This window comes from Streptomyces sp. NBC_00887, assembly GCF_045207585.1.
Genome location: NZ_CP108788.1, coordinates 3,048,626 through 3,074,315, shown reverse-complemented (window position 1 = coordinate 3,074,315; position 25,690 = coordinate 3,048,626). Strand labels below are relative to the sequence as shown.

Annotated in this window: 24 protein-coding genes and 1 tRNA gene; 9 read left to right on the top strand and 16 right to left on the bottom strand. The window is 71.8% G+C overall.

All coding sequences use genetic code 11. The features are described 5' to 3' along the window. Positions 1 to 45 precede the first annotated feature (45 nt). Entirely contained in the window at positions 46 to 1,053 is a 1,008-nt protein-coding gene (locus OG844_RS14000) for a hypothetical protein (protein WP_406390344.1), read from the bottom strand. A gap of 369 nt (positions 1,054 to 1,422) precedes the next feature. Between OG844_RS14000 and OG844_RS13995 the strand changes: the two genes are divergently transcribed. Genes OG844_RS13995 through OG844_RS13985 form a run of 3 tightly spaced genes read left to right on the top strand, consistent with a single transcriptional unit; the run spans position 1,423 to position 5,497 of the window. Next, the gene (locus OG844_RS13995; RefSeq protein WP_406390343.1) at positions 1,423 to 2,856 is read left to right on the top strand and encodes an FGGY family carbohydrate kinase; all 1,434 of its coding nucleotides are present in this window, start codon (positions 1,423 to 1,425) and stop codon (positions 2,854 to 2,856) included. Further along, on the top strand, positions 2,853 to 4,274 hold the full coding sequence (locus OG844_RS13990; RefSeq protein WP_406390342.1) for an FAD-dependent oxidoreductase: 1,422 nt from the start codon (positions 2,853 to 2,855) through the stop codon (positions 4,272 to 4,274). Before OG844_RS13995 ends, OG844_RS13990 begins: the two co-directional genes overlap by 4 nt. Next, positions 4,271 to 5,497 carry an FAD-dependent oxidoreductase gene (locus tag OG844_RS13985; protein ID WP_406390341.1) on the top strand — a complete coding sequence of 409 codons (1,227 nt, stop codon included), beginning with the start codon at positions 4,271 to 4,273 and terminating at the stop codon, positions 5,495 to 5,497. The genes OG844_RS13990 and OG844_RS13985 overlap by 4 nt, the downstream gene beginning before the upstream one ends. 15 nt (positions 5,498 to 5,512) lie before the next feature. On the opposite strand, the gene OG844_RS13980 is transcribed toward OG844_RS13985, so the two are convergent. The 3 genes from OG844_RS13980 to OG844_RS13970 all read right to left on the bottom strand — a co-directional run bounded on the left by OG844_RS13980 (position 5,513) and on the right by OG844_RS13970 (position 7,037). Further along, a complete protein-coding gene (locus tag OG844_RS13980) occupies positions 5,513 to 5,899 on the bottom strand; it encodes a hypothetical protein (RefSeq protein ID WP_406390339.1) in 387 nt (128 codons plus the stop codon). A gap of 62 nt (positions 5,900 to 5,961) precedes the next feature. Beyond that, a complete protein-coding gene (locus OG844_RS13975; RefSeq protein WP_329205196.1) occupies positions 5,962 to 6,384 on the bottom strand; it encodes a DUF350 domain-containing protein in 423 nt (140 codons plus the stop codon). A gap of 98 nt (positions 6,385 to 6,482) precedes the next feature. Further along, positions 6,483 to 7,037 carry a DUF309 domain-containing protein gene (locus tag OG844_RS13970; protein WP_406390337.1) on the bottom strand — a complete coding sequence of 185 codons (555 nt, stop codon included), beginning with the start codon at positions 7,035 to 7,037 and terminating at the stop codon, positions 6,483 to 6,485. 106 nt (positions 7,038 to 7,143) lie between these two features. Here OG844_RS13970 and OG844_RS13965 point away from each other — a divergent pair, with 106 nt between their 5' ends. Together OG844_RS13965 and OG844_RS13960 are read left to right on the top strand one after the other, a co-directional pair. Beyond that, the gene (locus OG844_RS13965) at positions 7,144 to 9,801 is read left to right on the top strand and encodes an ATP-binding protein (RefSeq protein WP_406390335.1); all 2,658 of its coding nucleotides are present in this window, start codon (positions 7,144 to 7,146) and stop codon (positions 9,799 to 9,801) included. A 50-nt stretch (positions 9,802 to 9,851) separates the two neighbouring features. Continuing rightward, positions 9,852 to 9,925: transfer RNA gene (locus tag OG844_RS13960), tRNA-Pro, on the top strand. 96 nt (positions 9,926 to 10,021) lie between these two features. On the opposite strand, the gene OG844_RS13955 is transcribed toward OG844_RS13960, so the two are convergent. From OG844_RS13955 to OG844_RS13920, 8 genes are all read right to left on the bottom strand, one after another. Further along, entirely contained in the window at positions 10,022 to 10,411 is a 390-nt protein-coding gene (locus OG844_RS13955; RefSeq protein WP_406390333.1) for a VOC family protein, read from the bottom strand. A 313-nt stretch (positions 10,412 to 10,724) separates the two neighbouring features. Continuing rightward, positions 10,725 to 11,132, bottom strand: a complete 408-nt coding sequence (locus OG844_RS13950; protein ID WP_406390332.1) for an SHOCT domain-containing protein — start codon at positions 11,130 to 11,132, stop codon at positions 10,725 to 10,727. An 89-nt stretch (positions 11,133 to 11,221) separates the two neighbouring features. Further along, entirely contained in the window at positions 11,222 to 11,716 is a 495-nt protein-coding gene (locus tag OG844_RS13945) for an FBP domain-containing protein (protein ID WP_406390331.1), read from the bottom strand. A 56-nt stretch (positions 11,717 to 11,772) separates the two neighbouring features. Beyond that, positions 11,773 to 12,279, bottom strand: a complete 507-nt coding sequence (locus tag OG844_RS13940; RefSeq protein ID WP_406390330.1) for an NUDIX hydrolase — start codon at positions 12,277 to 12,279, stop codon at positions 11,773 to 11,775. Positions 12,280 to 12,321: 42 nt separating this feature from the next. Then, positions 12,322 to 13,323 carry a helix-turn-helix transcriptional regulator gene (locus tag OG844_RS13935; RefSeq protein WP_406390328.1) on the bottom strand — a complete coding sequence of 334 codons (1,002 nt, stop codon included), beginning with the start codon at positions 13,321 to 13,323 and terminating at the stop codon, positions 12,322 to 12,324. 164 nt (positions 13,324 to 13,487) lie between these two features. Next, the gene (locus OG844_RS13930; RefSeq protein WP_406390326.1) at positions 13,488 to 14,387 is read right to left on the bottom strand and encodes a hypothetical protein; all 900 of its coding nucleotides are present in this window, start codon (positions 14,385 to 14,387) and stop codon (positions 13,488 to 13,490) included. Next, complete coding sequence (locus OG844_RS13925; RefSeq protein ID WP_406390324.1) at positions 14,384 to 15,397, bottom strand: SPFH domain-containing protein; 1,014 nt, start codon at positions 15,395 to 15,397, stop codon at positions 14,384 to 14,386. Before OG844_RS13925 ends, OG844_RS13930 begins: the two co-directional genes overlap by 4 nt. Before the next feature lie 230 nt (positions 15,398 to 15,627). Continuing rightward, positions 15,628 to 16,275 (bottom strand): TetR/AcrR family transcriptional regulator, encoded by a 648-nt coding sequence (locus OG844_RS13920; protein ID WP_406390322.1) that lies wholly within the window; start codon positions 16,273 to 16,275, stop codon positions 15,628 to 15,630. A gap of 165 nt (positions 16,276 to 16,440) precedes the next feature. Between OG844_RS13920 and OG844_RS13915 the strand changes: the two genes are divergently transcribed. Together OG844_RS13915 and OG844_RS13910 are read left to right on the top strand one after the other, a co-directional pair. Then, complete coding sequence (locus OG844_RS13915; RefSeq protein WP_406390320.1) at positions 16,441 to 17,298, top strand: phosphatase PAP2 family protein; 858 nt, start codon at positions 16,441 to 16,443, stop codon at positions 17,296 to 17,298. Beyond that, positions 17,295 to 18,359 carry a hypothetical protein gene (locus OG844_RS13910; protein WP_406390318.1) on the top strand — a complete coding sequence of 355 codons (1,065 nt, stop codon included), beginning with the start codon at positions 17,295 to 17,297 and terminating at the stop codon, positions 18,357 to 18,359. The genes OG844_RS13915 and OG844_RS13910 overlap by 4 nt, the downstream gene beginning before the upstream one ends. 9 nt (positions 18,360 to 18,368) lie before the next feature. Here OG844_RS13910 and OG844_RS13905 read toward each other — a convergent pair whose 3' ends face one another. Together OG844_RS13905 and OG844_RS13900 are read right to left on the bottom strand one after the other, a co-directional pair. Next, positions 18,369 to 18,926 (bottom strand): PadR family transcriptional regulator, encoded by a 558-nt coding sequence (locus OG844_RS13905; RefSeq protein WP_406390315.1) that lies wholly within the window; start codon positions 18,924 to 18,926, stop codon positions 18,369 to 18,371. 34 nt (positions 18,927 to 18,960) lie between these two features. Further along, positions 18,961 to 20,976 (bottom strand): FAD-dependent oxidoreductase, encoded by a 2,016-nt coding sequence (locus OG844_RS13900; protein WP_406390314.1) that lies wholly within the window; start codon positions 20,974 to 20,976, stop codon positions 18,961 to 18,963. 228 nt (positions 20,977 to 21,204) lie between these two features. On the opposite strand from OG844_RS13900, the gene OG844_RS13895 reads away from it, so the two are divergent. Both OG844_RS13895 and OG844_RS13890 read left to right on the top strand, forming a co-directional pair. After that, a complete protein-coding gene (locus tag OG844_RS13895) occupies positions 21,205 to 21,732 on the top strand; it encodes a DoxX family protein (RefSeq protein ID WP_406390313.1) in 528 nt (175 codons plus the stop codon). Positions 21,733 to 21,791: 59 nt separating this feature from the next. Continuing rightward, on the top strand, positions 21,792 to 22,634 hold the full coding sequence (locus OG844_RS13890; RefSeq protein ID WP_406390311.1) for a DUF1206 domain-containing protein: 843 nt from the start codon (positions 21,792 to 21,794) through the stop codon (positions 22,632 to 22,634). A 41-nt stretch (positions 22,635 to 22,675) separates the two neighbouring features. Here OG844_RS13890 and OG844_RS13885 read toward each other — a convergent pair whose 3' ends face one another. Beyond that, positions 22,676 to 24,055: a cryptochrome/photolyase family protein gene (locus tag OG844_RS13885; RefSeq protein WP_406390309.1), complete on the bottom strand. Its 1,380-nt coding sequence runs from the start codon at positions 24,053 to 24,055 to the stop codon at positions 22,676 to 22,678. After that, complete coding sequence (locus OG844_RS13880) at positions 24,052 to 25,560, bottom strand: SDR family oxidoreductase (RefSeq protein ID WP_406390307.1); 1,509 nt, start codon at positions 25,558 to 25,560, stop codon at positions 24,052 to 24,054. Before OG844_RS13880 ends, OG844_RS13885 begins: the two co-directional genes overlap by 4 nt. Between the last annotated feature and the right edge of the window lie 130 nt (positions 25,561 to 25,690).

The window sequence follows — 25,690 nt, the reverse complement described above, 5'->3', positions numbered from 1 at the left end:
GGTGACGGGAGAGGAGAGAAGGGGGAGGGGACCGGGTGGCCGCGGTCAGCTGTGCGGTCTTCGTCCGGGCTCGCCCTCGGCGGCGAGACACCGGCCACGGGCCCGCAGGAACACGTCCTGCGCCCCGGCCGGACCGTCGGGCGTCCGGGTGCGGTACGCCCACGGGGTCGACGTGTAGTACGGCCCCAGCGCGCGGAACACCGGTGCCGCGTCGGCGAACTGGAGCGAACCCCACAGTGCGTGGGCCAGATGGTTCAGGTCGAGCAGGGACTGCACGGCCGGGTCGGTCCGTGCGAACCAGATCTGCAGCGCGCGGCGTGCGTCGCGTTCGCCGTCCTCGGTGACCCAGTGCAGGTCCAGGGCCTTCTCGTTGCCGTGCTCGCGCCGGTAGCGCTCCACCCGCACGTACAGCGGGAGGGCATGGAGAGGTGAGCCGTCCGGCGCCGAAGACGCGGCCCACTGAACGAAGTTGACGGCCTCCGAGAGTGTGCCGCCGGACTGCCGGGCGTATACGAACTGGAGCATCCGGTGATATGCCTCGCGATTGAACGGGTCCCGCTTGTCCGCCTCGGCGAGCATGCCCCAGGGCCCCGGGAACAGCATGGGCCCCGGCGGAGGCATCCGGTGCTCGTCGAGGCGCTGGCGTTCGTCGAGCTGGGACAGCGCCAGCAGGCAGACCCATGGCACCGGGTCCGCCGGTGAGGCGCGCGCCGCCGAGCGGCAGCCCTCCCAGGCCTCCTGCCACAACTCCTGTGCGCGCGGGTGCTTATCCCGGTGCGCGCGCACCGCACGTTCCACGATCACCCGGGCGTGCATCACGGTCGCCGCCACACTCCGCGGCTCCTCGGTCAGCCAGGCGTCGACAGCGTCGGAGCCTGCTGCAACGGTCGCGAGAACCTGGGTGCGCTGGGTCCACAACGCCCAGTCCGGCGTGCTCTCCAGCAGATTGCGCATGGACAGCCAGCGTCCCGTACGCAGGTCCTGTAACGCCGCGCGCAGTTCGTGGTCATGTCCCGCGGGGTGGTAAACGGGCCGGAACTCACTGGGTCCCATCTGCTCGCCCCGCCCCGGTACGGCCTGTGGGAGCGAGGCGGGGTGCCGGGCACATCGGCACGGGGCATGGTCTGCTCGTCATGAATCCTCAAGGACGTGGGGGGTTGGGCAGCTCTGGTCATGAACTGCCGCGAAGCGTCCGGTCGGGTGCTCGGCGGTGAGTTTAGAGTGCGCCGTACCGATCTTCCGGCGACTCTGCGGATCTTACGCAAGTAGCGCCTCGGCACAGGACGTTGATCGCAATCGGCTTGTGCGGACGGGATGTTCTGACGCGCTTGACGCGCGCCGTGGTCTGCACAACTGTGGGCGGAACGAACGGATGATCACGCTCCCGCCCGGTTCCGGGCGGCCCGCACGACTGGAGTGTCGATGACAGGTCCGGTACTCGCCATCGACCAGGGAACCTCCGGAACGAAGGCGCTGGTGATCTGCCCCGAGCGGGGCGTGATCGGTTCCGGTTCCGCCCCGGTCCGGCCGCGGTACGGGGCAGGCGGAGCCGTCGAGGCCGATCCCGCCGAACTGCTCGGGTCGGTCCTCGACGCGGGCAGGCAGGCGGTGGACGAGGCCGGCGAACCCGTGGCAGCCGTGGGCCTGGCGAACCAGGGCGAGACGGTCCTCGCCTGGGACCCCGGCACCGGCCGGCCGCTCACCGACGCCGTCGTGTGGCAGGACCGGCGCGCGGCGGACCTGTGCGCCGGACTCGCCGCGCACGACGAGGAGTTGAGGCAGCTCACCGGCCTGCCCCTCGACCCGTACTTCGCCGCGCCCAAGATGGCCTGGATACGCCGTGAGCTGACCTGCGAAGGGGTCGTCACCACCAGTGACTCCTGGCTCGTCCACCGGCTGACGGGGGCCTTCGTGACGGACGCCGCCACCGCCGGACGCACCCAGCTGCTCGACCTCCACGACGTCGGCTGGTCACCCGCCGCCCTGGAGATCTTCGGCCTGTCCGACGAGCGGCTCCCCACCGTCGTCGACTGTGCGGGGCCGGTCGGTACGACCACCCGCTTCGGCGGCGATATCCCCCTGACCGGACTCGTCGTCGACCAGCAGGCGGCCCTGCTGGCCCAGAACGCCCTGGAGCCGGGCAACGCCAAGTGCACCTACGGCACGGGGGCTTTCCTCCTCGCGCAGACCGGCTCCAGGCCGCGCACCAGCTCCAGCGGCCTGGTCAGCTGTGTGGCCTGGCGCCTCGGGGGGCGTACGGACTACTGCCTCGACGGGCAGGTCTACACGGCCGCGTCCGCCGTGCGCTGGCTCACCGACCTGGGCGTGATCTCGGGCGCCGCGGACCTCGACCCGGTGGGGTCCTCCGTACCCGGTACCGGCGGTGTCACCTTCGTGCCCGCGCTCGCCGGCCTCGCCGCCCCGTGGTGGCGCGGTGACCTGCGCGGCTCCGTGACGGGACTCGGCCTCGACACCACGGCGGGCCACCTGGTGCGTGCCCTGTGCGAAGGCATCGCGGCCCAGGTCGTCGCCCTGGCCGATGCCGCGGCAGCCGATCTGGGCGCACCGCTGACCGCCCTGCGGGTCGACGGCGGTCTGACCCGCTCCACCCTGCTCATGCAGACCCAGGCGGACCTCCTGCAACGGCCCGTCGAGGTCTCGGCGCTGCCCGACCTCACCGCGCTCGGTGCGGGTGCGGTGGCCCGGCTCGGACTCGACCCGCGCCTGCCGCTGCGGGAGGCGGTCCCGGAGTGGAAGCCGTCCGCCGTGTACGAACCGCGCATCGGCCCGGACGAGGCGGCCGCACGCCTCGACGGATTCCGTGCGGCGGTGGACACCCTGCTGGAGCGCCCATGACGGTCACGATCACGACGGAGGGGGAGCCGGCCCCGGCCGGTGGCGGGGACGGGACGTACGACGTCACCGTCGTCGGAGCCGGTGTCGTCGGCACGGCCATCGCACGCGAGCTGGCCGGATATCACCTGCGCACCGCCCTGGTGGACGCCTCCGACGACATCGGCAACGGCACCTCGAAGGCCAACACGGCAATCCTGCACACCGGTTTCGACGCCGTGCCCGACTCGCTGGAAGCCCGCCTCGTACGGGAGGGCCGTCACCGGCTCACCGCGTACGCGGCGGAGACGGGCATTCCCGTCGAGCGCGTCGGCGCCCTGCTCGTCGCCTGGGACAAGGAGCAACTCGCCCTGCTGCCCCGACTGCTGGCCAAGGCCGGCCGCAACGGCTACCACGCGGCACGCATCATCGGCGCGGAGGAACTCAGGGATCGCGAACCACATCTGGGGCCGGGCGCGCTCGGCGCGCTCGACGTCCCCGACGAGAGCATCATCTGCCCCTGGACGACACCGCTCGCCTTCGCCACCCAGGCCGTCCGGGCAGGGGTCCACCTGCATCTGAACTGCCGGGTGCTGGACATCGCCGTCGAGCCGGGCGCCCACGCCCTCACCACCTCGCGCGGAACGCTGCGCACCCGGTACCTGGTCAACGCCGCCGGGCTGTACGCCGACGAGATCGACCGGCTCCTCGGGCACGAGGTCTTCACCGTGACCCCGCGCCGCGGCCAGCTCATCGTCTTCGACAAGCTCGCCCGCGACCTCGTCGGCCACATCCTCCTGCCCGTGCCGACCGCGGCCGGAAAGGGCGTACTGGTGGCACCGACGGTGTTCGGCAACGTGCTCCTGGGCCCCACCTCCGAGGAGCTCGACGACAAGACGGCCACCGGATCCACCGCGGACGGCCTGCACCTCCTGCGCGAGAAGGGCCGCCGGATCCTGCCCGAGCTCATCGACGAGGAGATCACCGTCGTCTACGCGGGACTGCGGGCGGCCACCGGACAGGAGGACTACCGGATCCAGGAGTACCCCACTCAGCGGTACGTCGCGGTCGGCGGCATCCGGTCCACCGGACTCACCGCGTCCATGGCGATCGCCGCCCATGTCACCGGGCTCCTCGCCCGGACCGGACTCGGACTCGGCGCAATGCGCCGGCTCCCGCCGGTCACCGTGCCCAACCTCGGCGAGGCCTTCCCCCGCCCCTACCGCCGGGCAGACCTGATCGCGAAGGACCCGGCGTACGGCACACTCGTCTGCCACTGCGAGCACGTCACCCTCGGTGAGATCCGCGACGCGCTGTCCTCCACCGTCCCACCGCGGTCCCTGGACGGTCTGCGGCGCCGCACCCGGGCACGTGGCGGCCGGTGCCAGGGCTTCTACTGCGGCGCAGCCGTCCGCGCTCTGTTCGAGGAGGCACAGGCGTGACCCGGAGCGAACGGGCCGTTGACGTCCTGATCGTGGGGGCGGGCCCCGCCGGTCTGGCAGCCGGGGCCGAACTGGCCGCAGCCGGCGCGGGCCGGATCGAGATCCTGGAGCGTGAGCAGGAAGCGGGCGGGATCCCCCGACACTGCCACCACGGGGGATTCGGCGGGCGCCTCACCCGGGGAGGAGTGAACGGACCCGCGTACGCCCGGCAGAGCGTGGCCGCGGCGGTGAGCGCGGGTGCGGGCCTGCGCACCGGAGTGACCGTCACGGGCTGGGCGGGACCACGTACCGTCGAGACCACCGGACCCGGCGGGCTCGAACGGATCACCGCCGGGGCCGTCGTCCTCGCCACCGGCGCCCGCGAACGTCCCCGGTCCGCGCGCCTCGTCCCCGGCAGCCGCCCTCCCGGCGTCCACACCACCGGCGAACTCCAGCAGGCGGTCCACCTGTACGGGCAGCGGATCGGCACACGGGCGGTCGTCATCGGCGACGAGCCCGTCGCGCACGCTGCTGTCGACACCCTGCGTGCGGCCGGGGTCCATGTCGTCGCCGTGGTCACGGACCGGCCCGCCGCACCCCTCCGTTTCCGGCAGCGCACGCCGCTTCTCACCGGGGCCACCGTCACCGGCCTCACGGGCAGGACCAGGCTGTCCGGGGTGTCACTGCGTCACGACGACGGCCGCACCACGATCCTGCGCTGCGACACCGTCGTGTTCACCGGTGACTTCGTCCCGGACCACGAGCTCGCCCGGCGCGGCGGGATCACCCTCGACCCCGGCACGCGCGGACCTGCGTACGACGCGGCGTACCGTACCTCGCGGCCGGGCGTGTTCGCCGTCGGGAACCTCCTGCACGCGGTGGAGCGCGCGGGAGTCGCGGCGGACGAGGGCAGGGCCGTTGCCGTGTCCGTCCTGCACCGTCTGTCCGGTACCGATGAGCCCTCCGGGGGCGGGCGGCGCCCCCTGGTGGTGGACGCGCCGCTGCGATGGGTCGCACCCAACCTGACAGGCCCCGGCGGGGTGCGCCCGCTCAAGGACCGGTTCGTCCTGCGCACGGCACGACGGCTGTCCCGGCCGCTGCTGGCCGTCAGCCAGGACGGGCGCGAACTCCACCGGCAGCGGCTGCTGTTGCCCGCAGTCCCCGGGCGGCCGTTCCATCTGGCCGCCGACTGGCTGGAACGGGTCGACCCGCACGGTTCGCCGGTACGGATCACCGCGCTGTGAGGCACGGGCCCGGCGTCAGGGAATGAGCAACCAGTCCGCGCCGATCGCCGCTGCCAGGCCGATGCCCAGCAGCCAGCTGCCGAGACGGGTGCGTCCGTTCCTGCTGAGCTCGATCACCACGCCGCACAGGATGAGCGCCAGCCCGTACACCCCGACCACCAGGACGGAGGAGCGGCTCGCGATGCGCAGGGCGAGGACGACGGCCATCGCGGCCATGCCGACCGAGGAGACAACGATGCGCAGCTGTCGTGCCTGACGTGGTGTCAGTCTCCGCTCACCGGGAGCGGACGCGGCTATGCCCTCGTCCGTGCTCCCGTCGTGCCCGTCGCCTCCGTCGGTGTGCTCGTCCTGCCGCTCATCGGGCTGCGGGGCCTGTTGCTGGTCCTGGTCAGAAGTGCTCATGACGCCGGATCGTAATGGCTGAGCAGGGCTGTGTTCGCGGGACCGGGGCAACACCGGCGCGATCAGGCAATGGAAGCCGACACGATGGCCGACACCGCCAGGTTGCAGGACGCCGTCACCCAGACCGCCGGGTGCGGCTCCCGCTCGACCAGTGTGGCCCCCAGCTTCCCGGGCGTGACCAGGTCGACCACGAGGAACGCGGCGGCCATCATGATCAGGCCGAGCAGCCCGAACGCGGCCGTCGACGCCAGACCCTTGCCGAAGTCGTCGTACGTCGTCCAGATCGACGTGAACACGATGCCGCCGATGCCCAGCAGAGCCGAGCTGAGGAGCAATGCCGCGTTGCGGTTGCGCTCCTCCCAAATCTGGCGACCCAGCTTTCCGGGCGTCAGGGCGTCGATGAGGAATATGCCGAGAACGAGCAGTACGACGCCGAGGGCGCCGTAAGCAGTGGCACGGCCGAGGCCGTTGATGATGTCGGTCATCGGGGCGTCCGTCTCCTGAGCAAGCGGTCGAAGGGCGTCCGTGTTGTCCGAGTGATCAACACGCCGTCAAGAAAGAGCAAAACCTATCGCACGGGTTGTCACCCACCGGCCCGGCCCCCCGACCGCAGCCGAGGCGTCTCCGCCGCCGCGTCCACCACTGGCACGCCCCCGGTCCCGGCGTCCCCCGCTCCTGTGTCCGCCGACCCCGACTCCGGGCCGGGCGGATCCACCCGACCGGCCAGCTCCAGCGCCCAGACGACCAGTCCGTCCACGCCGATCCCGTACGGCTCCGCGTCCCGGAAACCCGCGACCGCGGCGGCGCCCCGCCTCAACAGCCGTGCTCCGCCCGCGGCGTTGCCCCGGGCGGAATGCGTCAGACCCACGGCCATCTGGGCAAGTCCGCGCCACAGCTCCCGCTCCGCCTCGGGACCCGACTTCCACGCGTCCTCGAACACCTCGTGCGCATGGAACGGCATCCCCGCGTCCAGGAGCCGCTGCGCCTCCCGCACGGTCTCGTCGGGGGAGCGGACCACCCCCTCCGGCTGTCGCTCCACCCCCGGAGTGCCGTACGGCAGGGGGCGCCCCAGCCCGTCCCGGGGGCGCGCATTGCGCGCCCGGCCTTCGGCGTCACGGTCCCTGCGAGGTTCGTCCATGTCCTGATTGTGCCCCGCACCTGCGGTCGACCGTGGGAACCCTGTCCGTGGGCACCCGCGCACGACTAGGCTCACAACCTCCGCAACCACCTTGGGAAGGGGAGGCATGAAGCCGTCCCGGCCGTTGTACGAGCGCGAACCGGAACTCGCCGCCGCCGCACAGGCGGTGGACGCACTCTGTGGCGCGCAGTCAGCCGGCGGTCTGCTCGTCTTCAGCGGTGAAGCCGGCATCGGCAAGACCGCGCTGCTCGGCGAGATCCGTGTGATGGCGCAAGACCGCTGCACCGTCTGGCAGGCACGCGGCGGTGAGACCGTGACGTCGGTGCCGTTCCACGTCGTACGCCAGCTCCTGCAGCCCGCGCTCGACCAGTTGCCCGCCGACGAGACCAGGGCCCTGTTCGGCGACTGGTTCGAGATCGCGGCGCCCGCGCTGGGCCTCGCGGAACCGACCGGCCCGCAGCCCGACCCGCAAGGTGTCAGGGACGGCCTCGACTTCGTCGTCGCCCGGCTCGCCTCCAGGCTCAGCCACCGGCCGCTGCTCCTGATAGTGGACGACGCGCACTGGGCCGACGGTGAATCCCTCGCGTGGCTCTCCGGCTTCACCGCCAGGCTGACCGAACTGCCGGTGCTGGTCGTCCAGGCCCACCGCCCGCAGGAGCTCGCCGACCGCAACTCCGACTGGGCCATGGCCCGTACACCCGACGGCAGTCGCCGCGAGGGCCCTACGGCACTGATCCGCGTGGCCCTTCGAGCACTCACCCCCGACGCCACGGCGGAGCTTGTCAGGGCAGGGCTGGGCGACCATGCCGACGACCCCTTCTGCCGCGAGGTGTGGGCCGTCACCGGTGGCAACCCGTACGAGGCGGTCGAGCTCGTCGCCAAGGCGCAGGACCGTGACCTGCCACCGGTGGAGGAGTCCGCCGGGTTGCTGCGCGAGCTCGGTGCGTCGGCCCGCGGCAGCGGTCTCGTCGCCCGCCTGGAACGCCTGGGCACCAACGCCAACCGCTTCGCCTGGGCCGCCGCCGTGCTGGGCACCGACATCTCCCAGGAACTCGCGGCGACCCTCGCCGGCATGAGCTCGGCCGAGGCCGCCGACTGCACGGCGCGGCTGCGCGACGCCCGTATCGTCAGCGGCTTCGACCCGCTGGAGTTCGTCCATCCCCTCATCGCCACCGCGGTCTACCGGTCCATCCCGCCGGCCACCCGCACCGCCATGCACGGACGGGCGGCCTGGGCCATCACCCAGGCCGGGCTCGGTGCCGCGGCGGCATCGCGCCATCTCCTCGAGGTCCACCCGGACGACGACCAGGAGCTGGTCGCCCAGCTCCGCGAAGCAGCCGGCCAGCACCTGGCCGTCGGCGCCCCGCAAGCGGCCAGGCGCTGCCTCGAACGGGCCCTCCAGGAGCCGCCGCGGCCCCACGACCGGGCCGCCCTGCTGTACGAACTGGGCTGCGCCACACTCCTCAGTTCCCCTGCCACCACGGTCCAGCAACTGCGGGCAGCCCTCGATACGCCGGGCCTCGACGAGACACTGCGGGTCGACGCCACGTTCCGGCTCGCCGCCGCTCTGGCCCACAACAACCAGCTCAAGGACGCGGCGCTCTCCCTCGCCGCCGAGGCGTCCCGTACGGCCCCGGGCCCCGGCCTGATGCGGCTCCAGGCCGCGCACTTCCTGTGGGAGGGCATGCAGGCCACCGAGAACGACGGGCCCGCCCGGTCGGCACGCCTCGCCCGCAACGCCGACCACCTCAAGGGCCGCGACAACGCCGAGCGCGTTCTTCTCACGCTGCGTGCCTTCGACGCCATGCTCCGCGGCGAGAACGCCCAACTGGTCGTCGACCTCTGCGAACGCGCGCTCGTCGACGGGAGGCCGGCCCGCGGTCTCGGCTGGACCGACTCCGAATGGGGCTTCGAACTCCCCACGATGGTCGGCATCACCTACGCCTTCACCGACCGGCTCGACCGGGCGGAGGAACTCTTCGGCGAAGCCGTGCGCGCCTTCGAGATCTCCGGCTGGAGCGGGGCGCACCTCGCGTTCGCCCACACCCTGCTGGGTCTCGTCCACCGCCGGCGCGGCAGGCTCGCCGAGGCCGAGGGCTTCCTGCGTGAGGGACTGCGTCTCGCCGACCGTGTCGGCAGCGGGCTTCCGGTCCACTGGGACGCAGCCTGCCTGCTCATAGACACCCTTCTCGCACGCGGCCGCACGGCGGAGGCGCGTCTGGTCGCCGACCGGTACGACTTCGGGCCGCCCTACCCCAGCGCCATGGTCCTGCCGGACGCCCCGTGCGTCCGCGGCCGGCTGCTGCTGGCCGAAGGCCGTACGAAGGACGCCGTCGCCGAACTCGAGGCGGCCGGCGCCGCCCTGGAGCCCCGCGGTCGTTTCAACGGCATCTGGGCACCGTGGGCAGGCGACCTCGCCCGCGCCCTGGCCGACGACGACCCGGCCCGCGCCGCCCAGCTCGCCACCCGTGCCCGCGTCCACGCCGAGCGCTTCGGCACGGACACCGCGATCGGGGAAGCGCTGCGATGCGTCGCGCTCTTCGCACCCGCGGAGGAGGCCGAGCACCTGCTGGCCGAGGCCGTACACCGTCTCGAGGCATCGTCGTCCGCGTACGAGCACGCGCTGGCCCGTCTCGAGTACGGAATCGCGATCCGCTCCCCGCGGGAGCTCGCCCGGGCGCAGAAGCTGGCTGTCACGTGCGGCGCCGAAGCCCTGGCAACCCGCGCCCAGCAGGCGCGGACGTCGATCCGGTCCTCGGAGTGAGGTAATGTTTGCCCTGCGCGGCCACCCGGAACAACCGGGAGGAAACGCACCGGGACGTGGCGCAGCTTGGTAGCGCACTTGACTGGGGGTCAAGGGGTCGCAGGTTCAAATCCTGTCGTCCCGACGGTGCAGGAGGGCTTCGAGCCCAGGTCAGGGCCCTGCCTCACTTCGGTGAGGCAGGGCCCTGACTCGTTGGCCCCGCGCGGTGCGCGGCCTCAGATCAGGGGTAACGGCCCGCCAGCACGCAGAACTCGTTCCCCTCCGGGTCGGCGAGTGTGACCCAGCTCTCATCGCCGGTCCGGCCCACATCCGCGTGCCGGGCGCCCAGGCCGAGCAGGCGGCGGACCTCTTCGTCCTGCTCCCTGTCCGTCGCGTTGACGTCGAGGTGAAGCCTGTTCTTGATGGTCTTCCCCTCGGGCACGCGCGCGAAGGTCAGCGTCGGGGGTGCCGGGCCGGGACGGTTCCTGCCCTCGGGAACCCCGGGAGAGCCGATGGTGACGATGTCGTCGTCCTCGTCCTGCACCTCGTAGTCGAGGACCGAGCACCAGAACCGGGCGAGACCGCCGGGATCGGCGCAGTCGATCGCCAGCTCGGTGAACTTACTGGCCATGTCGGGACCTCCCGGTCACCCAGCTAGCCGTTCGACACGTACCTGGTGGGGTGGCTGACCATTCCAGGTGCGGCGGACTGCCGCCCCCGCGTGCGGGCGTGACGGAGCGGCGGCAACTCCCGGAACCCGTTCCGGTGTTCGTGGGGCCGCTCACCCCGGCGGTCGGCCGTCAGGCGCAACTGCCGCGCCGACACCGGCCGTCGCCCCGGCCGCAGCAGCCTCACCGGTGGTGGTGCCGCGCGGACATGCCGACGTCCATGTCTTCCCGACCGTGAGAGGACCGGGCGGGAAGACATGGACGGCACTGGGCGGATCAGGCGAGCAGCTTCGCCTTGGCCTTCTCGTACTCCTGCTGATCGATGTGACCGCTGTCCTTGAGCTCGGCGAGCTTGGCGAGTTCGGTGACATGGCTCTTGCCGGTTCCGGAGCCGCCCTCGGTCCCGGCGGCCTCCTGTACGTACTTCCGGAAGGCCGCATCCTGGTCCTTCGCCTGCTTCACGTCCCGCTGGCCCATGCTCCGGCCGCGGACGATCAGGTAGATGAGGACGCCGATGTAGGGCAGGACGATGACGAAGATCAACCAGGCGGCCTTGGCCCAGCCGTTCAGTGACTGGTCACGGAAGACGTCCGTGATCACCTTGAAGAGCAGGAAGAACCACAGGACCCAGAGGAAGATGAACATCATGGTCAGGAAGAGATTGAGGAGCGGATAGTCGTCCACGGGTCTTCTCCGATCGCACGAATGGTTACTTATTCGTACATCCGCTCCCACTGAACCGCATCCGCAGGCACCCGGACGCGCCTGGAAGTTCAGGCGGAGAGCGTGCCCATGAAGGCGAAGAGCTTCGCCCTGGTCCGCTCGATCTGCTGGTCCACGGTCAGTGACTCCTCGAAGCGCCCGCCGGGCGCCGGGAGCTTCTTGCCCCGCACGTACAGGGAGCAGTCGAGGTCGGTGCAGAGGTAGATGCCCACCGAGTTCCCGTCCCTGCCCGCCTGCCCCGTCTTGCGCGCGGTCATCAGGGAGACGCCGCTGCCCGGGTGCGTGGTCAGACAGACCGAACACATGCTGCGGTGCAGGAAGCCGCGCTGCTGGGACGGGAAGCGGAGCGTGATGCCCGTGAGCTCGCCGTCCACGTCGGTGACGAGGTAGCTCCGGTCCGGTGCGGACAGATCACGCCACCCCAGGAAGTCCAGATCGTCCCAGGGGCGGTCGTCGAGGTCGCGGGGCAGCGGCAGCCGCTTCGCCTCGCCCTTGGAGCAGTTGACGAACGATGTCCGGATGTCCTGCTCACTGACGGCTCTCATGGCGACGACGCTAAGCGTGCCTATGACCCTTAGGTAAATCGATATTTGCTATAGGTTCACGGTCCTTGCCGCGGCCCGTCCGCGGCGATCCGCAGACGGTGCACCGGGGGGTGCGTGACGGCGAGATCCGGCCGCCAGGTCGCCAGGATCTGGGCCGACGGGTCGAACAGCAGGTCCGGCAGCTCATCGGGGCGCGTCCACCGCCAGGCGCTGATCAGATGCGGCTCGGTCACATCGGCGACCGCTGCCTCGACGGACACCGTGGCCGCCATGGTGATCCTGATGGTCCCGGCCACCACGTCGTGAAGCATCGCGAAGACCGTCACCGCTTCTTCGGCGACCATCAGCCCCGTCTCCTCGCGCAGCTCACGCACCGCCGCTGCGGCGACCGACTCATGGGTCGGATCGACTTTGCCGCCGGGCAGTTCCCAGGTGCCCTCGCGGTGCCTGCCGAGCAGGATCCTGCCCTGCTCGTCCTGAACGACGACGCCCACGCCGAATCCCGCCTGCGCCTTGGGCGGACGCGTGTTGCGCGTGGGACTGTTCCCGGAGTCGGCTGTCATGTTCTCTGCTCCCTTTAGCCCTGGGGTTCACAGGGCAGCCTCTCAGCCGTGCGTACGCGTGATCCAGCCGTGCTCGCTCGCGTACCAGCCCAGACGCAGCCGGCTCGACGCCCCGCTGAGGTCCATCAGCCGCTTGATCCGTCGCTGTACGGTCCGTGCGCCCAGGTCGAGTTCCTTGGCGACGCCCACATCCGTGAGACCGGCCAGCAGCAGGGAGAGGATCTGGAGATCGATGGGCTCGGGCCCGGGCAGCGGCGCCTCCTCGATCTCGTCGCCCCCACCGAGCGTCAGGGGCAGGCCCTGGCTCCACACCTGCTCGAAGAGCGCCACCAGCGACACCAGCAGACCGCTCGACCGGGCCACCAGGGCCGCCGGTTCCGTGGCGGGGTCGCTCAGCGGAAGCATGCCGAGCGAGCCGTCGGCGATGACCAGCTTGGTCGGAACCTCGTCGACCACGCGCACTTCCATGCCCCGGCCCAGCGACTCGGCGAGGCCGGCCAGATCGACGGTCCCGCCCTCGTGTCCGGGAAACATCTCCCGGCCGATGACGACCCGGTACTTCACGCCCCGCGCCATGGCCAGTACCTCGGCCGTGTTCTCCTCGGCCGAGACCGCGAGCGGCTGGCTGCGGATGAGCAGGCAGAGTTCCCGCTCGGCCCCCAGTTGGAGTTGGGAGAAGCGCTGGGAGACCGCCTGGGCGCCGGTCACGACCTCGATCAGGTCGCGCACGCCGGGCGCGACGGCCTCGGGCCGGTACTCGTCGGCCAGTCTCGCCGCGGCCAGCTCCGCGCACTCCAGCTCATGGCGCTGCTGGGAGAGCAGGGGTGCCAGGGCCACTGCCGGGGGAGCACTCACCCAGCAGTCGGGCCGTTCGGCGGACCGGGTGATCAGCCCCTGGTGCTCCAGCCCGTACAGCGCCTGGAGGACATCCTTCTCCGGCAGGGCGAGACGGCCCGCCAAGTGTGCCGCGTCCGCCGCCCCGTGCCCGACCAGTTCGCGGTAGGTGATCTCCTGGACGGCATCGAGGCCTATCGCACCCAGCACAGTGGTCCTCTCGGGTCGAGCGTTCCGCTCAGCCGTGGAAGGCGTCACGAGCACGACGGCTCGGTGTGCGGTGTTCGATCAGTATCAAGCCCGTCGGACACACGGAAGATACATGTAGATATCAGTTACAAATCCGGCCACGGTGCGAGGGCTCTTCCGAGGGGTCACACCACCAGATTCAACGAGGTGGCGGAGATCCCGAGCCGGACTGACTGACCCCAGGTCAGCTCCAGCGCGTCGGCCTCCATTCCGTCACCGAACACCACGATGCGGTCCGACTCGACGGTGAGGGCCAGCCCCTCGCCCCGGCCCAGTTCGCCCGAGACCAGCGACGTACCGGTCGCTGGCGAGGGCCATGCCTCGCGCACGAACCAGAGCAGCCGCGGATCGGACGGGCCCGGCAGTCGCAGCGCGCTGCCGCGTTCGCCCCAGAGGGAGCGCAGCCAGCCCGTCGCGCCCGTACCGGTACCGACCAGGACGCCCGAGGACGCCTGGGACTCCCCGGCGGCCGGGACGCCGTCCGGGCCGATGCGGTAGCGCGCCGTCTGGTGGCCGGGCGGTCCGCAGAAGACCTCGTTCAGGGCGAGCAGCCGCTGGGTGTCGTCGGCGACGGCCTCGACCATGGTGAGCGACTCCACCCGGTCACCCGGTGCGACGGCGGCCCGGCACAGCGCCGCCGCGTCCTGCACGCGATGGCGTACGAGGACGCCCGGGTTGCGGCCCGGATCGGTGTCGATGCCCAGGACCGGCTGGCCGGACAGGTACTTGGCCGCATTGGCGACCAGCCCGTCCTGCCCGACCACGAGGACCACGTCCTCGGGGCCGAAGAGGAAGCGGTCGAGGTCCGCACGCTCCACCCGCGAACGGCGCCACTGCAGGGGCACGGCGGCAGCCACCTCGGTGAGGGCCTGCTGCGTACGGTGATGCCGCCCGGCCACCTCGTCGATGGACCGGCCGCGGGTCGAGAGGAAGAACGCCGCCTGGCCGTGGGTCCCGTGCCGGGCGAGCAGTTCCTCGTACTCGGTGGTGCGGTGCACGAGGACCGCACGCGGGGCCAGGCTCACGCCCGCGCCTCCGGGTCCGTCCTGCCGAGGCGGGCGAGCAGGCCCGTGAGCACGTCGGGGGAGAGGGTGAGGCTGTCGATCCGGGGCAGGTTCTCCGCCAGCCGGGTCGCGGCCAGTGCGTGCAGGGTGCCGGCGTCCACTTCCGCGTGCGCCCGGAGCCAGGCCGCCTGGGCCTCGGCGCGGGCGGAGCCGATTTCGCGGGCGGCCTCGGCCTCCGCGCGGGCGAGACGCACCTTGCGGTCGGCCTCGGCCTCCGTGCGCACGCCGTCGGCCGCGGACTTCTCCTCGGCCTCGCGTCGGGCGTTGATGCCTCGCTGGTCCACCAACTGCTCCTCGCGGCGCGCCAGCTCGATCTGGCTGGCGAGTTCGTTCTCGGCGATGGTGCGTTCCCGCTCGACCGCGACGGCCCGGCGTTCGTAGGTGGCCCGGTCCGCCTCCTGCTGGATCTGCTCCCTGGCCGGCGTGCGCAGGGCGCGCTCTACCTCCGCCTCCGGGCGGATGGCGACGACACGCACAGCCACCACGTCGATGCCGGTGGCGGGCAGCCTCGGTTCGGCGGCGAGACCGGAGGCGACCCGTTCGCGTACCGATGCGACCCCGTCCACCAGCGCGGTGGCGAGAGGTGTCCGGGCCAGGACGTCCAGGGTGTGCTGCTGTGCGGTCTCGGTGAGAAGGGTGGCGATCTGCTCCAGCGGTGCGCTCCGCCAGACTCCGGTGTCGGGGTCCACGGAGAAGTCGAGGCGGGCGGCGGCCTCGGCCGGGTCGCTGATGCGGTAGGTGACGGTCGCCTGCACGGTGACGTCCTGGAAGTCGGCCGTACGCGCGTGGAAGGCCATCGCCAGCTCCCGGTCGTTCACCGGGACTTCGGAGAGCGCGGCGGAGAGCGACCGGTACCAGAAGCTCAGCCCGGGACCGTCGTGGCAGAGCTCGCCCCGCTTGTGGTGGCGGATGTGGGCGGTGGGCGCGGAGCGCAGGTGCCGCCAGCCGAAGCGCCGGGTGATGTCGGCCATGGTGGACCCCCTCTTTCTCGTCATGGCGACGCTAATGGAGCGGCGTCATATCGTCAAGAAGACGAGAACTGAGGAGGCGTCAGCGGGCGGCCAGGTGCGGGCGGGGAACGAAGCGGCCGGTCGGCGGCTTCCGTGGAAGCCGCCGACCGGCCGGTTTGCGCGCCACCCCCGTCCCCACGGTGCGGCGCGGGCGGGCCGTCGTCATCCGCTCGGACGACGGCCCACGTTCATCAGGCCCCGGGCGGGGTCGCCCGGGGCCTGAGTGCGGGAAGGACGGCGCACTCGATGAAGCGGGTGACGAACGAGTCGTCCGCGTACCGCCCCTCCAGCAGTGGCCGGGCGCGCATGATCCCCAGGATCTGTGCGGCGACGTACTCGGCCGCGGGATTGTCCGCCTCGATCTCGCCGCGGTCGACGGCGCGCCGGACCATGCCGTCGATCGCGGCGATCGACGGTGCGATCAGTGCCTCACGCAGGGCCAGCAGCAGGTCGGGGCTCTGGAGTGCGGCGTGGCCGAGTGCGTGGACGAGGGTGGAGTCGCGGTCGGACGCCGTGCAGACGGCCTCGGCGGCCGCGTGCAGGTCGCCGCTCAGGGTGCCGGTGTCGATGTCCGCGAGCACCGGCCTGCGGGTGCTGTGCAGCGCTGCGACGACCAGCTCCGGCTTGGATCCCCACTGCCGGTACAGGGTCGACTTGCCGCACCGTGTGCGCGAGGCGACCCCCTCCATGGTCAGTGACTCGTAGCCGCTCTCCCGGAGCAGGTCCAGTACGGCCGTGTAGAGCTCGTGCGCCCGTTCCGGTGTGATCTTCGACCGGCGCGACGTGGGGGCCGACTCCTGTGCGGAACCGGCCGGCTGTGTGGAACCGGGCGACGACATGCGCTTTTCCTTCTCTGCGGCTCTGCGACGAGGACCCTCTGCACTCCAGTGTATCGATACGCCAGTGTACCGATACGCGAACGTATCGGTACACTGGCGTATCGATACGGCATGGACTCGACCACGCCGCCGTAACAGCGCTTCGTCAGCAAGGGGGCACGGGTGATGCACACCCGCAGCGAGCCTGCGGACCGGGAGCCGGACACCTCTGCCCGACCGCCCCTCGTCCGCGAGCTCCTTCTGGTCGCGGGACTCTTCCTCGTCTACAAACTCGGCCGGCAGGCCGCGAACGGACATGTCGAGGAGGCCTACCGAAACGCCGGGAACGTCTGGGACCTGGAGCGAGCACTGCACCTCCCCGGTGAAGGGGCCGTGCAGGGCGTTCTGCTCCACAGCCAGACGCTCGTGCAGGCGGCGAACACCTATTACGTGACCGTGCACTTCCCCGTCACGCTGCTGTTCCTGGTCTGGCTGTACTGGCGGCGGCCGCGCCACTACGTGTGGTCCCGCCGCATACTCGCCGTACTCACCGGTGCCGCGCTCGTCCTGCACGTGTTCTTCCCGCTCGCGCCGCCGCGGATGCTGGGAGCCGCCGCTCTCGTCGACACCGGACAGGTGTACGGCCCGACGGTGTACGGGGCCACGCCCTCGACCGACTCGATGGCCAACCAGTTCGCCGCGATGCCCTCCCTGCACTTCGGCTGGGCGCTGACGGTCGCCGTCGGACTGATCGTCGCCACCCGCTCCCGGTGGCGCTTGCTGTGGCTGCTCCACCCGCTCGTCACCCTGCTCGTCATCGTGGGCACGGCCAACCACTACTGGCTCGACGCGATCGTGGTCTCGGCGCTGCTGGCCGTGGTCCTCGCGGCGATCCGGCTGCCCCGCCCCGGACCCCTTCACGCGCATCTGCCGTGGCAGTCCGCCGGGATCCCGGCGGAGGGGCCGTACCTGCCCTCACCCGTCCCGAGCTCCGCGTACGCATCCGCGTCCGGGCCGTACGCACGATCCGGAGCACCGCGATGAACGCCACACTCGTCGCTGTCGCCCTGTCGCTCGTCTCCGCAGCCGCCTACGCCGCGGCCGCGGTGGCTCAGGCACGGCTCGCCGGCCGTGCCGAACCGTCTGCCGGAGTGCTGCGCCTGATGGGCCGGGGTGCCTGGTGGTCGGCGGTCGGCCTCAACGCCGGAGGGGCCCTGCTGCATGTCGCCGCGCTCAAGTACGGCCCCCTCACCCTCGTCCAGCCGCTCGGCGCGCTCACCCTCGTCGCGGCCGTTCCACTCGGAGCCCGTGCCGCCGGTCGCAAGGTCAGCCGCACGGAGTGGCGCGGCACGCTCCTCACCCTGCTCGGTCTCGGCGCCCTGCTGATGGCCGCGGGAGGCGCCGGCCCGCACGACACGCTCAGCCTGCCCGAGGCCCTCGGTGTCTCAGCCGTGACGATGGCGCTGGTCGCCGGTCTCAGCCGTCCGGGCGCCCGCCCGGGCCTCCGGCACGCCGCGGCTTCCGGCATCACCTCGGGCGTGGCCTCCGCGCTCACCCAGACGCTCACGGTCGCGGCCACCGACCACACCGGTCCGCTGCTCAGCTGGCGGCTGGTGACGGTGGCCCTGCTCGTCTCGGTGTTCGCCATGGGCGGCCTACTGTTGTCCCAGACCGCTTACCGGGGCGGACTCGGTGCCCCGCTCGCCGTGGTCACCCTCGCCAACCCGATCGCCGCCGCCGTGATCGGTCTGGCTCTGCTGGGCGAACGCCTGCAGGGCGGCGTGACCGGTCTGCTCCCGGCGCTCCTCGGCGCGGCCGCCGCGGTACGGGGCGTGATTCTGCTCAGCCGCGCCCAGCAGCGGACCGCGACCGGCCCGGCCGCGGACGCGCCGTCGCGGGTCGTCGTCAGCAGCGCGTCGCTCGCGAGCCGTCGGCCCGTGACGAGCCCGGTCGGCACGAGCCCGGCGAACAGCAGTCCGGTGACGAGCAGCCCCGGCGGCAGCAGCCCGGTCGGCGTGGGCGGTCAGGTCATCGGCACTCCCCGGGCCGCCGAACCGCTCGGGCTGAGGCCCGAACCGGTCAGGACATCGGTCTGCGGCCCGTAGGACCCGGCTTCAGGCAGCCGGGTGCTCGTCCGGCCCGAGCGCGTCCAGATCGCCGATGGCCCTGGTAAGCCACCCGGTCCAGAAGGTCTCCAGATCGATGCCCCCGCGCAGCACCAGATGCCGCAGGGTGTCCTCGCCGGCGGTCCGCTCCGGCGGGAAGTCCCGCTCCTCGATGTCCAGGTACTCCCGCAGCTGCCGCTCGTGCAGGGCGAGATGCCGGCGCAGCTCGCCGGCCAGTCCAGGGGCCCCGACCACCGCCGCCGCCCGCATCCTCAGCAGCAGCGGATCGCGGACCGGGCGCGGGTCCTCGGACACCGCCACCCAGGCCGTGAGCTCGTCGCGGCCCGCGGGCAGGACCTCGTACTCCTTCTTCTGCCCGCGGGCCGGCTGCGGCGACGGCAGGACCCGGATGTGGCCCGCCTGCTCCAGTTTCCCCAGCTCGCGATAGATCTGCTGATGCGTCGACGGCCAGAAGTACCCGATCGACCGGTCGAACCTGCGGGTCAGCTCCAGCCCCGACGACGGCTTCTCGAGCAGGGCGGTGAGGATCGCGTGCGGGAGGGACATGGAGTGCATCCTAGGGAGGGGCGGAGCGGAGCCGTCACAGCGCTGCGGCGAGCTCCGTGCCCTGACGGATCGCGCGCTTGGCGTCCAGTTCGGCGGCCACGTCGGCGCCGCCGATCAGATGCACCGGACGGCCTGCGGCACGCAGCTCCTCGTACAGCTCGCGGCGCGGTTCCTGGCCCGCGCACAGGACCACGGTGTCGACCGGGAGCAGGTGCTGCTCGCCGTCGACGGTGAGGTGCAGGCCCTCGTCGTCGATGAGGTCGTACGAGGCGCCCGCGATCATCGTGACGCCGCGGTGGCGCAGTTCGGTGCGGTGGATCCAGCCGGTCGTCTTGCCGAGTCCGGCCCCGACCTTGCTCGCCTTGCGCTGGATCAGATGCACCGTGCGGGGCGACTTCGGACGCTCGGGGGCACGCAGTCCGCCGCGGTCCGCGTAGTCGGTGTCCACGCCCCACTGCCGGAAGAACACCTCCGGGTCCAGGCTTGCCGCGTCACCGCCGTCCGTGAGGAACTCGGCGACGTCGAAGCCGATGCCGCCGGCCCCGACGACCGCGACCCGGTCGCCGACCGGCGCCCCGTCGCGCAGGACGTCCAGGTAGCTGACGACACTCGGGTGCTCGACGCCCGGGATCGCGGGGGAGCGGGGCTCGACCCCGGTCGCCAGGACGATCTCGTCGTAGCCGTCGAGCTCGGCGGACGTGGCACGCGTGCCGAGCCGGAGCTCGACGCCCTCCTCGGCCAGCCGGGTACGGAAGTAGCGCAGCGTCTCGTTGAACTCCTCCTTGCCGGGCACCCGGCGGGCCACGTTGAGCTGGCCGCCTATCTCGTCGGCCGCGTCGAACAGCGTCACCGCGTGCCCGCGCTCGGCGGACGTGACCGCACACGCCAGACCGGCGGGACCCGCGCCGACCACGGCGACGCGCTTGCGGGTACGGGTGGGTGAGAGCACCAGCTCGGTCTCGTGGCAGGCACGCGGATTGACCAGGCAGGAGGTGATCTGGAGGCTGAAGATGTGGTCCAGGCAGGCCTGGTTGCAGCCGATGCAGGTGTTGATGGCGTCGGCACGCCCCTCGGCCGCCTTGGCGACGAAGTCCGGGTCGGCGAGGAACGGCCGCGCCATCGACACCATGTCCGCACGTCCCGAGGCGAGGATCTCCTCGGCCAGCTCGGGGGTGTTGATGCGGTTGCTGGTCACCAGCGGTACGGAGACGGCACCGCGCACCTTCTCGGTCACCCAGGTGAAGGCGCCGCGCGGCACGGACGTCGCGATGGTGGGAATGCGTGCCTCGTGCCAGCCGATGCCGGTGTTGATGATCGTCGCACCGGCCGCTTCGATCTCCCGGGCGAGCTGGACGACTTCCTCCAGGGTGGAGCCGCCGGGCACCAGGTCCAGCATGGAGAGCCGGTAGATGAGGATGAAGTCGGTGCCGACCCGCTCGCGTACCCGGCGCACGATCTCGACGGGGAACCGGATGCGGTTCTCGTAGCTGCCGCCCCAGCGGTCCTCGCGGTGATTGGTGGCGGCCACGATGAACTCGTTGATCAGATAGCCCTCGGAGCCCATGATCTCGACACCGTCGTAACCAGCGCGCTGTGCCAGTTCCGCGGCCCGCACGAAGTCCTCGATGGTCTCCTCGACCTCGTCGTCGGTCAGCGCGTGCGGGGTGAAACCGCTGATCGGAGCCTTGAGAGCGCTCGGTGCGACCAGGTCCGGGTGGTGTGCGTAACGCCCGAAGTGCAGGATCTGCATCGCGATCCGGCCGCCCGCCGCGTGCACCGCCGCGGTGACCTCCGCGTGCTGCGCCGCCTCCGCCTCGTTCGTCATCTTGGCGCCCCCGGGGAAGGAGCAGGCGCGGGCGCTGGGCGCGATACCGCCGGTGACCATGAGGCCCACTCCGCCGCGCGCACGGGCCGCGTAGAAGGCCGCCATCCGCTCGAAACCGCGCTCGACCTCCTCCAGGCCGATGTGCATCGATCCCATCAGCACCCGGTTGGGCAGGGTGGTGAATCCGAGGTCGAGCGGGCTCAGCAGGTGGGGGTACGGGCTCATCCGGGTCTCCTCGCACAGTGTCGTCGTGCCAGTTGTAGACGAGGGGAACGTCATTGTGCAACTAGTTGCACAATGACGTACGTCGCACTCGGTGACTCCCGGGGCGCAGTCCCCGCACAGGCGGACCCCGAACGGCCCAGCACTGCCGCACCTCGCCACCCGGGCCCGACGACAGTGGATTCGTACGGTTTCGTACGTCCGCTCGTTCCGTGTCGACGGGAGACCCCCATGACCTGCATCAACCGGCGTGACCTAGGACTTCTCATACTCAGGGTCGGCACGGGCGCCGTGCTGGCCGCCCACGGCAGCCAGAAGCTCGCCGGCTGGTTCGGCGGCGGCGGAATCGAGGGCACCACCGCGGGAATGGAGGCCATGGGCTTCCACCCGCCCAAGTACAGCGCCGTGGCCGCCGGCCTCGGCGAGGCCGGGGGAGGGGTCCTGCTGGCCCTCGGCCTCGCCACCCCGGCGGCCGGAGCCGCCGCGGCCGGCACGATGGCCGGTGCGGTCGCCGTCCACGCCCCCGCGGGCTTCTTCGCGATGGGCGGCGGCTACGAGTACCCGGCGTTCCTCGGCTTCACCGCCGCCGCGATCGGCCTGACGGGTGCCGGACGCTACTCCCTGGACCACGCCACCGACCATGTGCTCGACCGGCCCTGGACGCTCGCCCTCGCCTTCGCCGGCAGCGCCCTGGGCGCAGCCGCCGTCGTGGGCCGACGCGCGAAGGGGCAGGTGGCGGCGCCCGCGGAGGAGGAATAGGGGCGTGTCCGCAGCGACGGACGGGCATTGATCGGCGCTTCGGGGGCAACCGGCAGTTCATGAATACAAACGCGTTGTCGGCGGACGGACGTCGTACTGCCAGAAGAGCCGCGAACAGCAAGGCCGTGGCCGCGGGCGCCCGGGCGGGGTTCGCCGCGCGCGGGGTGATCTACCTCCTGGTCGGACTGCTCGCGCTGCGCATCGCCTTCTCCGACAGCGGCGGGAAGCAGGCCGACCGCGGCGGCGCCATCGCCGAGATAGCGGAGAAGCCCTTCGGGAACGTCCTGCTCTGGGTGCTCGGCGTGGCGCTGGCCGGAATGGCCCTGTGGCGCCTGTCCGAGGCGCTCTTCGGGCAGGCGGGCCCCGACGGCGACAAGCCGGGCAAGCGGGCCATGGCCGCCGTCCGCTTCCTCTTCTACGGCTTCCTGTCGTACTCCGTGCTCTCCTACGCCGCCGGCGACCAGGGCAGCGGCAGCGGATCGAGCGACCGGCAGACCGACGACATCACGGCGAAGGCCCTGGAATGGACGGGCGGCCAGTGGATCGTCGGGATCGCGGGTGCCGCCGTCGTCGGAACGGGGCTCTGGATCGCCTTCCGGGCCGTGACCCGCAAGTATCGCAAGCACCTGAAGATGTCCGAGATGACGCAGAAGGTCCGCCGGGCCGTCGACTTCTCCGGCATGTTCGGCGGCGCGGTCCGCGGCATCGTCTTCGCGACGGCCGGCGGGTTCGCCGTGGCCGCCGCGGTCCGCCACGAGCCCGGCCGGGCCAAGGGCATGGACGACACCCTGCGGTCCTTCACCGAAACCCCGGCAGGCCCCTGGCTGCTCGCACTGGTCGCGCTCGGCCTGGCCGCCTTCGGCGCCTTCTCCTGGGCCAACGCCCGCTGGCGCAAGGTGTGAAACGCCCTGAGGGCCGTCCATGATCCCTGGTGGAACGGCCCTCAGCCGAGTCCCCTGGCCTCCCTGAACCGGGCCAGTCCATCGGCCAGGCCGACGACCGGCTCCGGGTAGTCGTACCGGGCGCGCTCCGCAGCCCGCAGCTTCCACGGCTCGTGGACGGCACCGCCGTCGATCCCCGCCAGCTCGGGCAGCCAGCGGCGGACGTAGGCGCCGTCCGGGTCGTACCGTTTGGCCTGCAGCACCGGGTTCAGCACCCGGTTGGGCCGGCTGTCCGTGCCCGTGCCCGCCATCCACTGCCAGTTGAGCTGATTGTTGGCGATGTCCCCGTCCACCAGCAGGTCCAGGAAGTGGCGCGCGCCGATCCGCCAGTCCACGTACAGAGTCTTGACGAGGAAACTCGCGGTCAGCAGCCGCCCACGGTTGTGCATCCAGCCCTCGTGGCGCAGCTGGCGCATCGCGGCATCGACCACCGGATAGCCGGTGCGGCCCTCCTGCCAGGCGGCGATCTCGTCCGCGGCAGACCGCTCGGTGCGCCAACGGTCGTGCTGCGAACGGTAGTCGGAGCGGGCCGCGGAGGGCCGGGCGGCCAGGACCTGGTGGTGGAAGTCCCGCCAGCACACCTGCCGTACGAAGGCGTCCGCACCCGGACCGCCCGCCGAGCGGGCCCGGTGGGCCAGCTCGGTGGGGGACAGGGTGCCGAAGTGCAGGTGCGGGGAGAGCCGTGAGGTGCCGTCGCCCGCGAGATCGTCGTGGCGCGTCTCGTACCGTTCGAGTCCGTGGCGGCGCCACCCGGCGAAGCGCTTGCGGCCCTCGGTCTCCCCGCCCTCCGCCAGTCCGGCCGAGACCCCAGTGAGACCGGCACGTGAGGGCACCGCTCCGGACGCGGGAGCCTCCGGTACGCGAACGGTGCGCGGTGCCCCGAAGGGGGACCGCACCTGCGCCCCGGACCAGCGGCGGAAGTACGGCGTGAAGACCGCGAAGTGGTCCCTGCCCCCACCGGAGGGAACCACCGCGCCCGGCGCCACCGCCGTGATCACCGCGTCATGGACGTGCAGCCGGCAGCCCTGGGATCCGAGAGCCGTCCGCAGCCGCTCCTCGCGACGCTGCGCGAAGGCGCTGACGCCCGCCGCGACGTGAACGTCGCGCGCACCCGTCTCCGTGACGATCCGGCAGACCTCCTCGGCCGGCTCGCCCGACCGGATCACCAGCCGTCCGCCCCGGGCGCGGAGCCCCGAGTCCAGGTCCCGGAGACAGTCGGCGAGGAACGCACGCCGGTTCGGGACACCGAACCCCGCCTCCTCGATGCCGTCGTCCAGGACGAACAGCGGAAGCACCTCGTCGGCCGACGCGAGGGCCGCTTGCAGGGGCGGATGGTCGTGGAGACGCAGATCCGAGGTGAACAGGACCACCGACACGCTCAACGCGGCCCACCGCCCGTGCCCTTGCCCGCCGCCCGCGCGATATTGCGCGACATCCCGCCGAAGACGATCGCGTGGAACGGCGAGACGCTCCACCAGTACGCGTGTCCCAGCAGTCCGGACGGGTGGAAGATGGCTCGCTGCCGGTAGTGGGACCGGCCGCCCTCGCCCTCCTCCACGTGCATCTCCAGCCAGGCCAGACCGGGCAGCCGCATCTCGGCGCGCAGCCGGAGCAGCCGGCCGGGCTCGATCTCCTCCACCCGCCAGAAGTCCAGCGAGTCCCCGACGCGGAGCCGTTGGGCGTCGCGTCGGCCCCGGCGCAGTCCCACACCGCCCGTCAGCCGGTCCATCCAGCCCCGCACGGCCCAGGCCAGGGGGAAGGAGTACCAGCCGTTGTCACCGCCGATGCCCTCGACGACCCGCCAGAGCGCCTCGGGCGAGGCGTCCACATCGTGTTCCCGCACATCCGTGTACAGACTGCCGCCGGCCCAGTCGGGGTCGGTGGGCAGCGGGTCGCTGGGGATGCCCGGGGTGGACGCGGAGGACCACCGGGTCGTCACCCTGGCCTCGCGAACCCTCTGCAGGGCCAGGCCGAGAGCCGTGGCGAAGGAGAAGGGCTGCCCGGCGCCGTCCGGCACATGGTCTGCGATGTCGTGCTCGTGGCACACGACCTCGTACCGCAGGGACTCCGCGAGCGGGCGGGCGATGGAGGCGGGGACCGGGGTGACGAGTCCGATCCAGTGACTGGACAGTCGCGGCGTCAGCATCGGGACGGGAAGGATCAGCCGGTGCGGCAGGCCGGCCACCTCGGCGTACTTCTCCATCATCGCCCGGTACGTCATGACGTCGGGCCCGCAGATGTCGAAGGTGCGGTTGACTTCGGAGGGCATGCGCGCACTGCCGACGAGATAGCGCAGCACGTCCCGGACCCCGATCGGCTGGATCCGGGTCGACACCCAGCTCGGTGTGACCATCACGGGCAGTCGCTCGGTCAGGTAGCGCAGCATCTCGAAGGAGGCGGAACCGGCGCCGATGATGACCGCGGCGCGCAGCGCGGCCGTCGGCACACCGGAGTCGAGCAGGATGCGGCCGACCTCGGCACGCGAGCGCAGATGCGGCGACAGCTCCGGCTCGGGGACGTCGGCCGGGGTGAGCCCGCCCAGGTACACGATGCGCCGGATGCCCGCGGCGCGCGCCTGCTCACCGAAGATCCGCGCGGCCTTCCTGTCCGTCTCCTCGAAATCCGCCCCGCTGCTCAGGGCGTGCACCAGGTAGTAGGCGACCTCCATGCCCTCCATGGCGGCGGCCACGGACTCCGCGTCGGTCACATCGCCCTTGGACACCTCCACGTCACCCGCCCACGGGTAGTCCCGCAGCTTCTCCGGGCTTCGCGCGAGGCAGCGGACCGTGTGGCCCGCGTCCAGGAGCTCGGGCACGAGGCGGCCCCCGATGTACCCCGTCGCGCCGGTCACCAGGCACCGCAGTCCGTCGTCGTCCCTGCTCTCCATGACCTCTCCGATCCGGCTCGGATGTACTTCTTCCACGGTGTCCCCCCACAGCCCGTTCCGCTTGTCGGTGGCCGGCCGGTAGCACCGGGGCGCCGTCGGGCCGACGTGTCCGGTCCCGTGCCTGCACAAC

Bases quoted from the DNA above. Each gene is read 5' to 3' on its own strand.
- OG844_RS14000 (WP_406390344.1), bottom strand. From the start codon at position 1,053: ATGGGACCCAGTGAGTTCCGGCCCGTTTACCACCCCGCGGGACATGAC.
- OG844_RS13995 (WP_406390343.1), top strand. From the start codon at position 1,423: ATGACAGGTCCGGTACTCGCCATCGACCAGGGAACCTCCGGAACGAAG.
- OG844_RS13990 (WP_406390342.1), top strand. From the start codon at position 2,853: ATGACGGTCACGATCACGACGGAGGGGGAGCCGGCCCCGGCCGGTGGC.
- OG844_RS13980 (WP_406390339.1), bottom strand. From the start codon at position 5,899: ATGAGCACTTCTGACCAGGACCAGCAACAGGCCCCGCAGCCCGATGAG.
- OG844_RS13975 (WP_329205196.1), bottom strand. From the start codon at position 6,384: ATGACCGACATCATCAACGGCCTCGGCCGTGCCACTGCTTACGGCGCC.
- OG844_RS13970 (WP_406390337.1), bottom strand. From the start codon at position 7,037: ATGGACGAACCTCGCAGGGACCGTGACGCCGAAGGCCGGGCGCGCAAT.
- OG844_RS13965 (WP_406390335.1), top strand. From the start codon at position 7,144: ATGAAGCCGTCCCGGCCGTTGTACGAGCGCGAACCGGAACTCGCCGCC.
- OG844_RS13955 (WP_406390333.1), bottom strand. From the start codon at position 10,411: ATGGCCAGTAAGTTCACCGAGCTGGCGATCGACTGCGCCGATCCCGGC.
- OG844_RS13945 (WP_406390331.1), bottom strand. From the start codon at position 11,716: ATGAGAGCCGTCAGTGAGCAGGACATCCGGACATCGTTCGTCAACTGC.
- OG844_RS13940 (WP_406390330.1), bottom strand. From the start codon at position 12,279: ATGACAGCCGACTCCGGGAACAGTCCCACGCGCAACACGCGTCCGCCC.
- OG844_RS13925 (WP_406390324.1), bottom strand. From the start codon at position 15,397: ATGGCCGACATCACCCGGCGCTTCGGCTGGCGGCACCTGCGCTCCGCG.
- OG844_RS13920 (WP_406390322.1), bottom strand. From the start codon at position 16,275: ATGTCGTCGCCCGGTTCCACACAGCCGGCCGGTTCCGCACAGGAGTCG.
- OG844_RS13915 (WP_406390320.1), top strand. From the start codon at position 16,441: ATGCACACCCGCAGCGAGCCTGCGGACCGGGAGCCGGACACCTCTGCC.
- OG844_RS13910 (WP_406390318.1), top strand. From the start codon at position 17,295: ATGAACGCCACACTCGTCGCTGTCGCCCTGTCGCTCGTCTCCGCAGCC.
- OG844_RS13905 (WP_406390315.1), bottom strand. From the start codon at position 18,926: ATGTCCCTCCCGCACGCGATCCTCACCGCCCTGCTCGAGAAGCCGTCG.
- OG844_RS13900 (WP_406390314.1), bottom strand. From the start codon at position 20,976: ATGAGCCCGTACCCCCACCTGCTGAGCCCGCTCGACCTCGGATTCACC.
- OG844_RS13895 (WP_406390313.1), top strand. From the start codon at position 21,205: ATGACCTGCATCAACCGGCGTGACCTAGGACTTCTCATACTCAGGGTC.
- OG844_RS13890 (WP_406390311.1), top strand. From the start codon at position 21,792: ATGAATACAAACGCGTTGTCGGCGGACGGACGTCGTACTGCCAGAAGA.
- OG844_RS13880 (WP_406390307.1), bottom strand. From the start codon at position 25,560: ATGGAGAGCAGGGACGACGACGGACTGCGGTGCCTGGTGACCGGCGCG.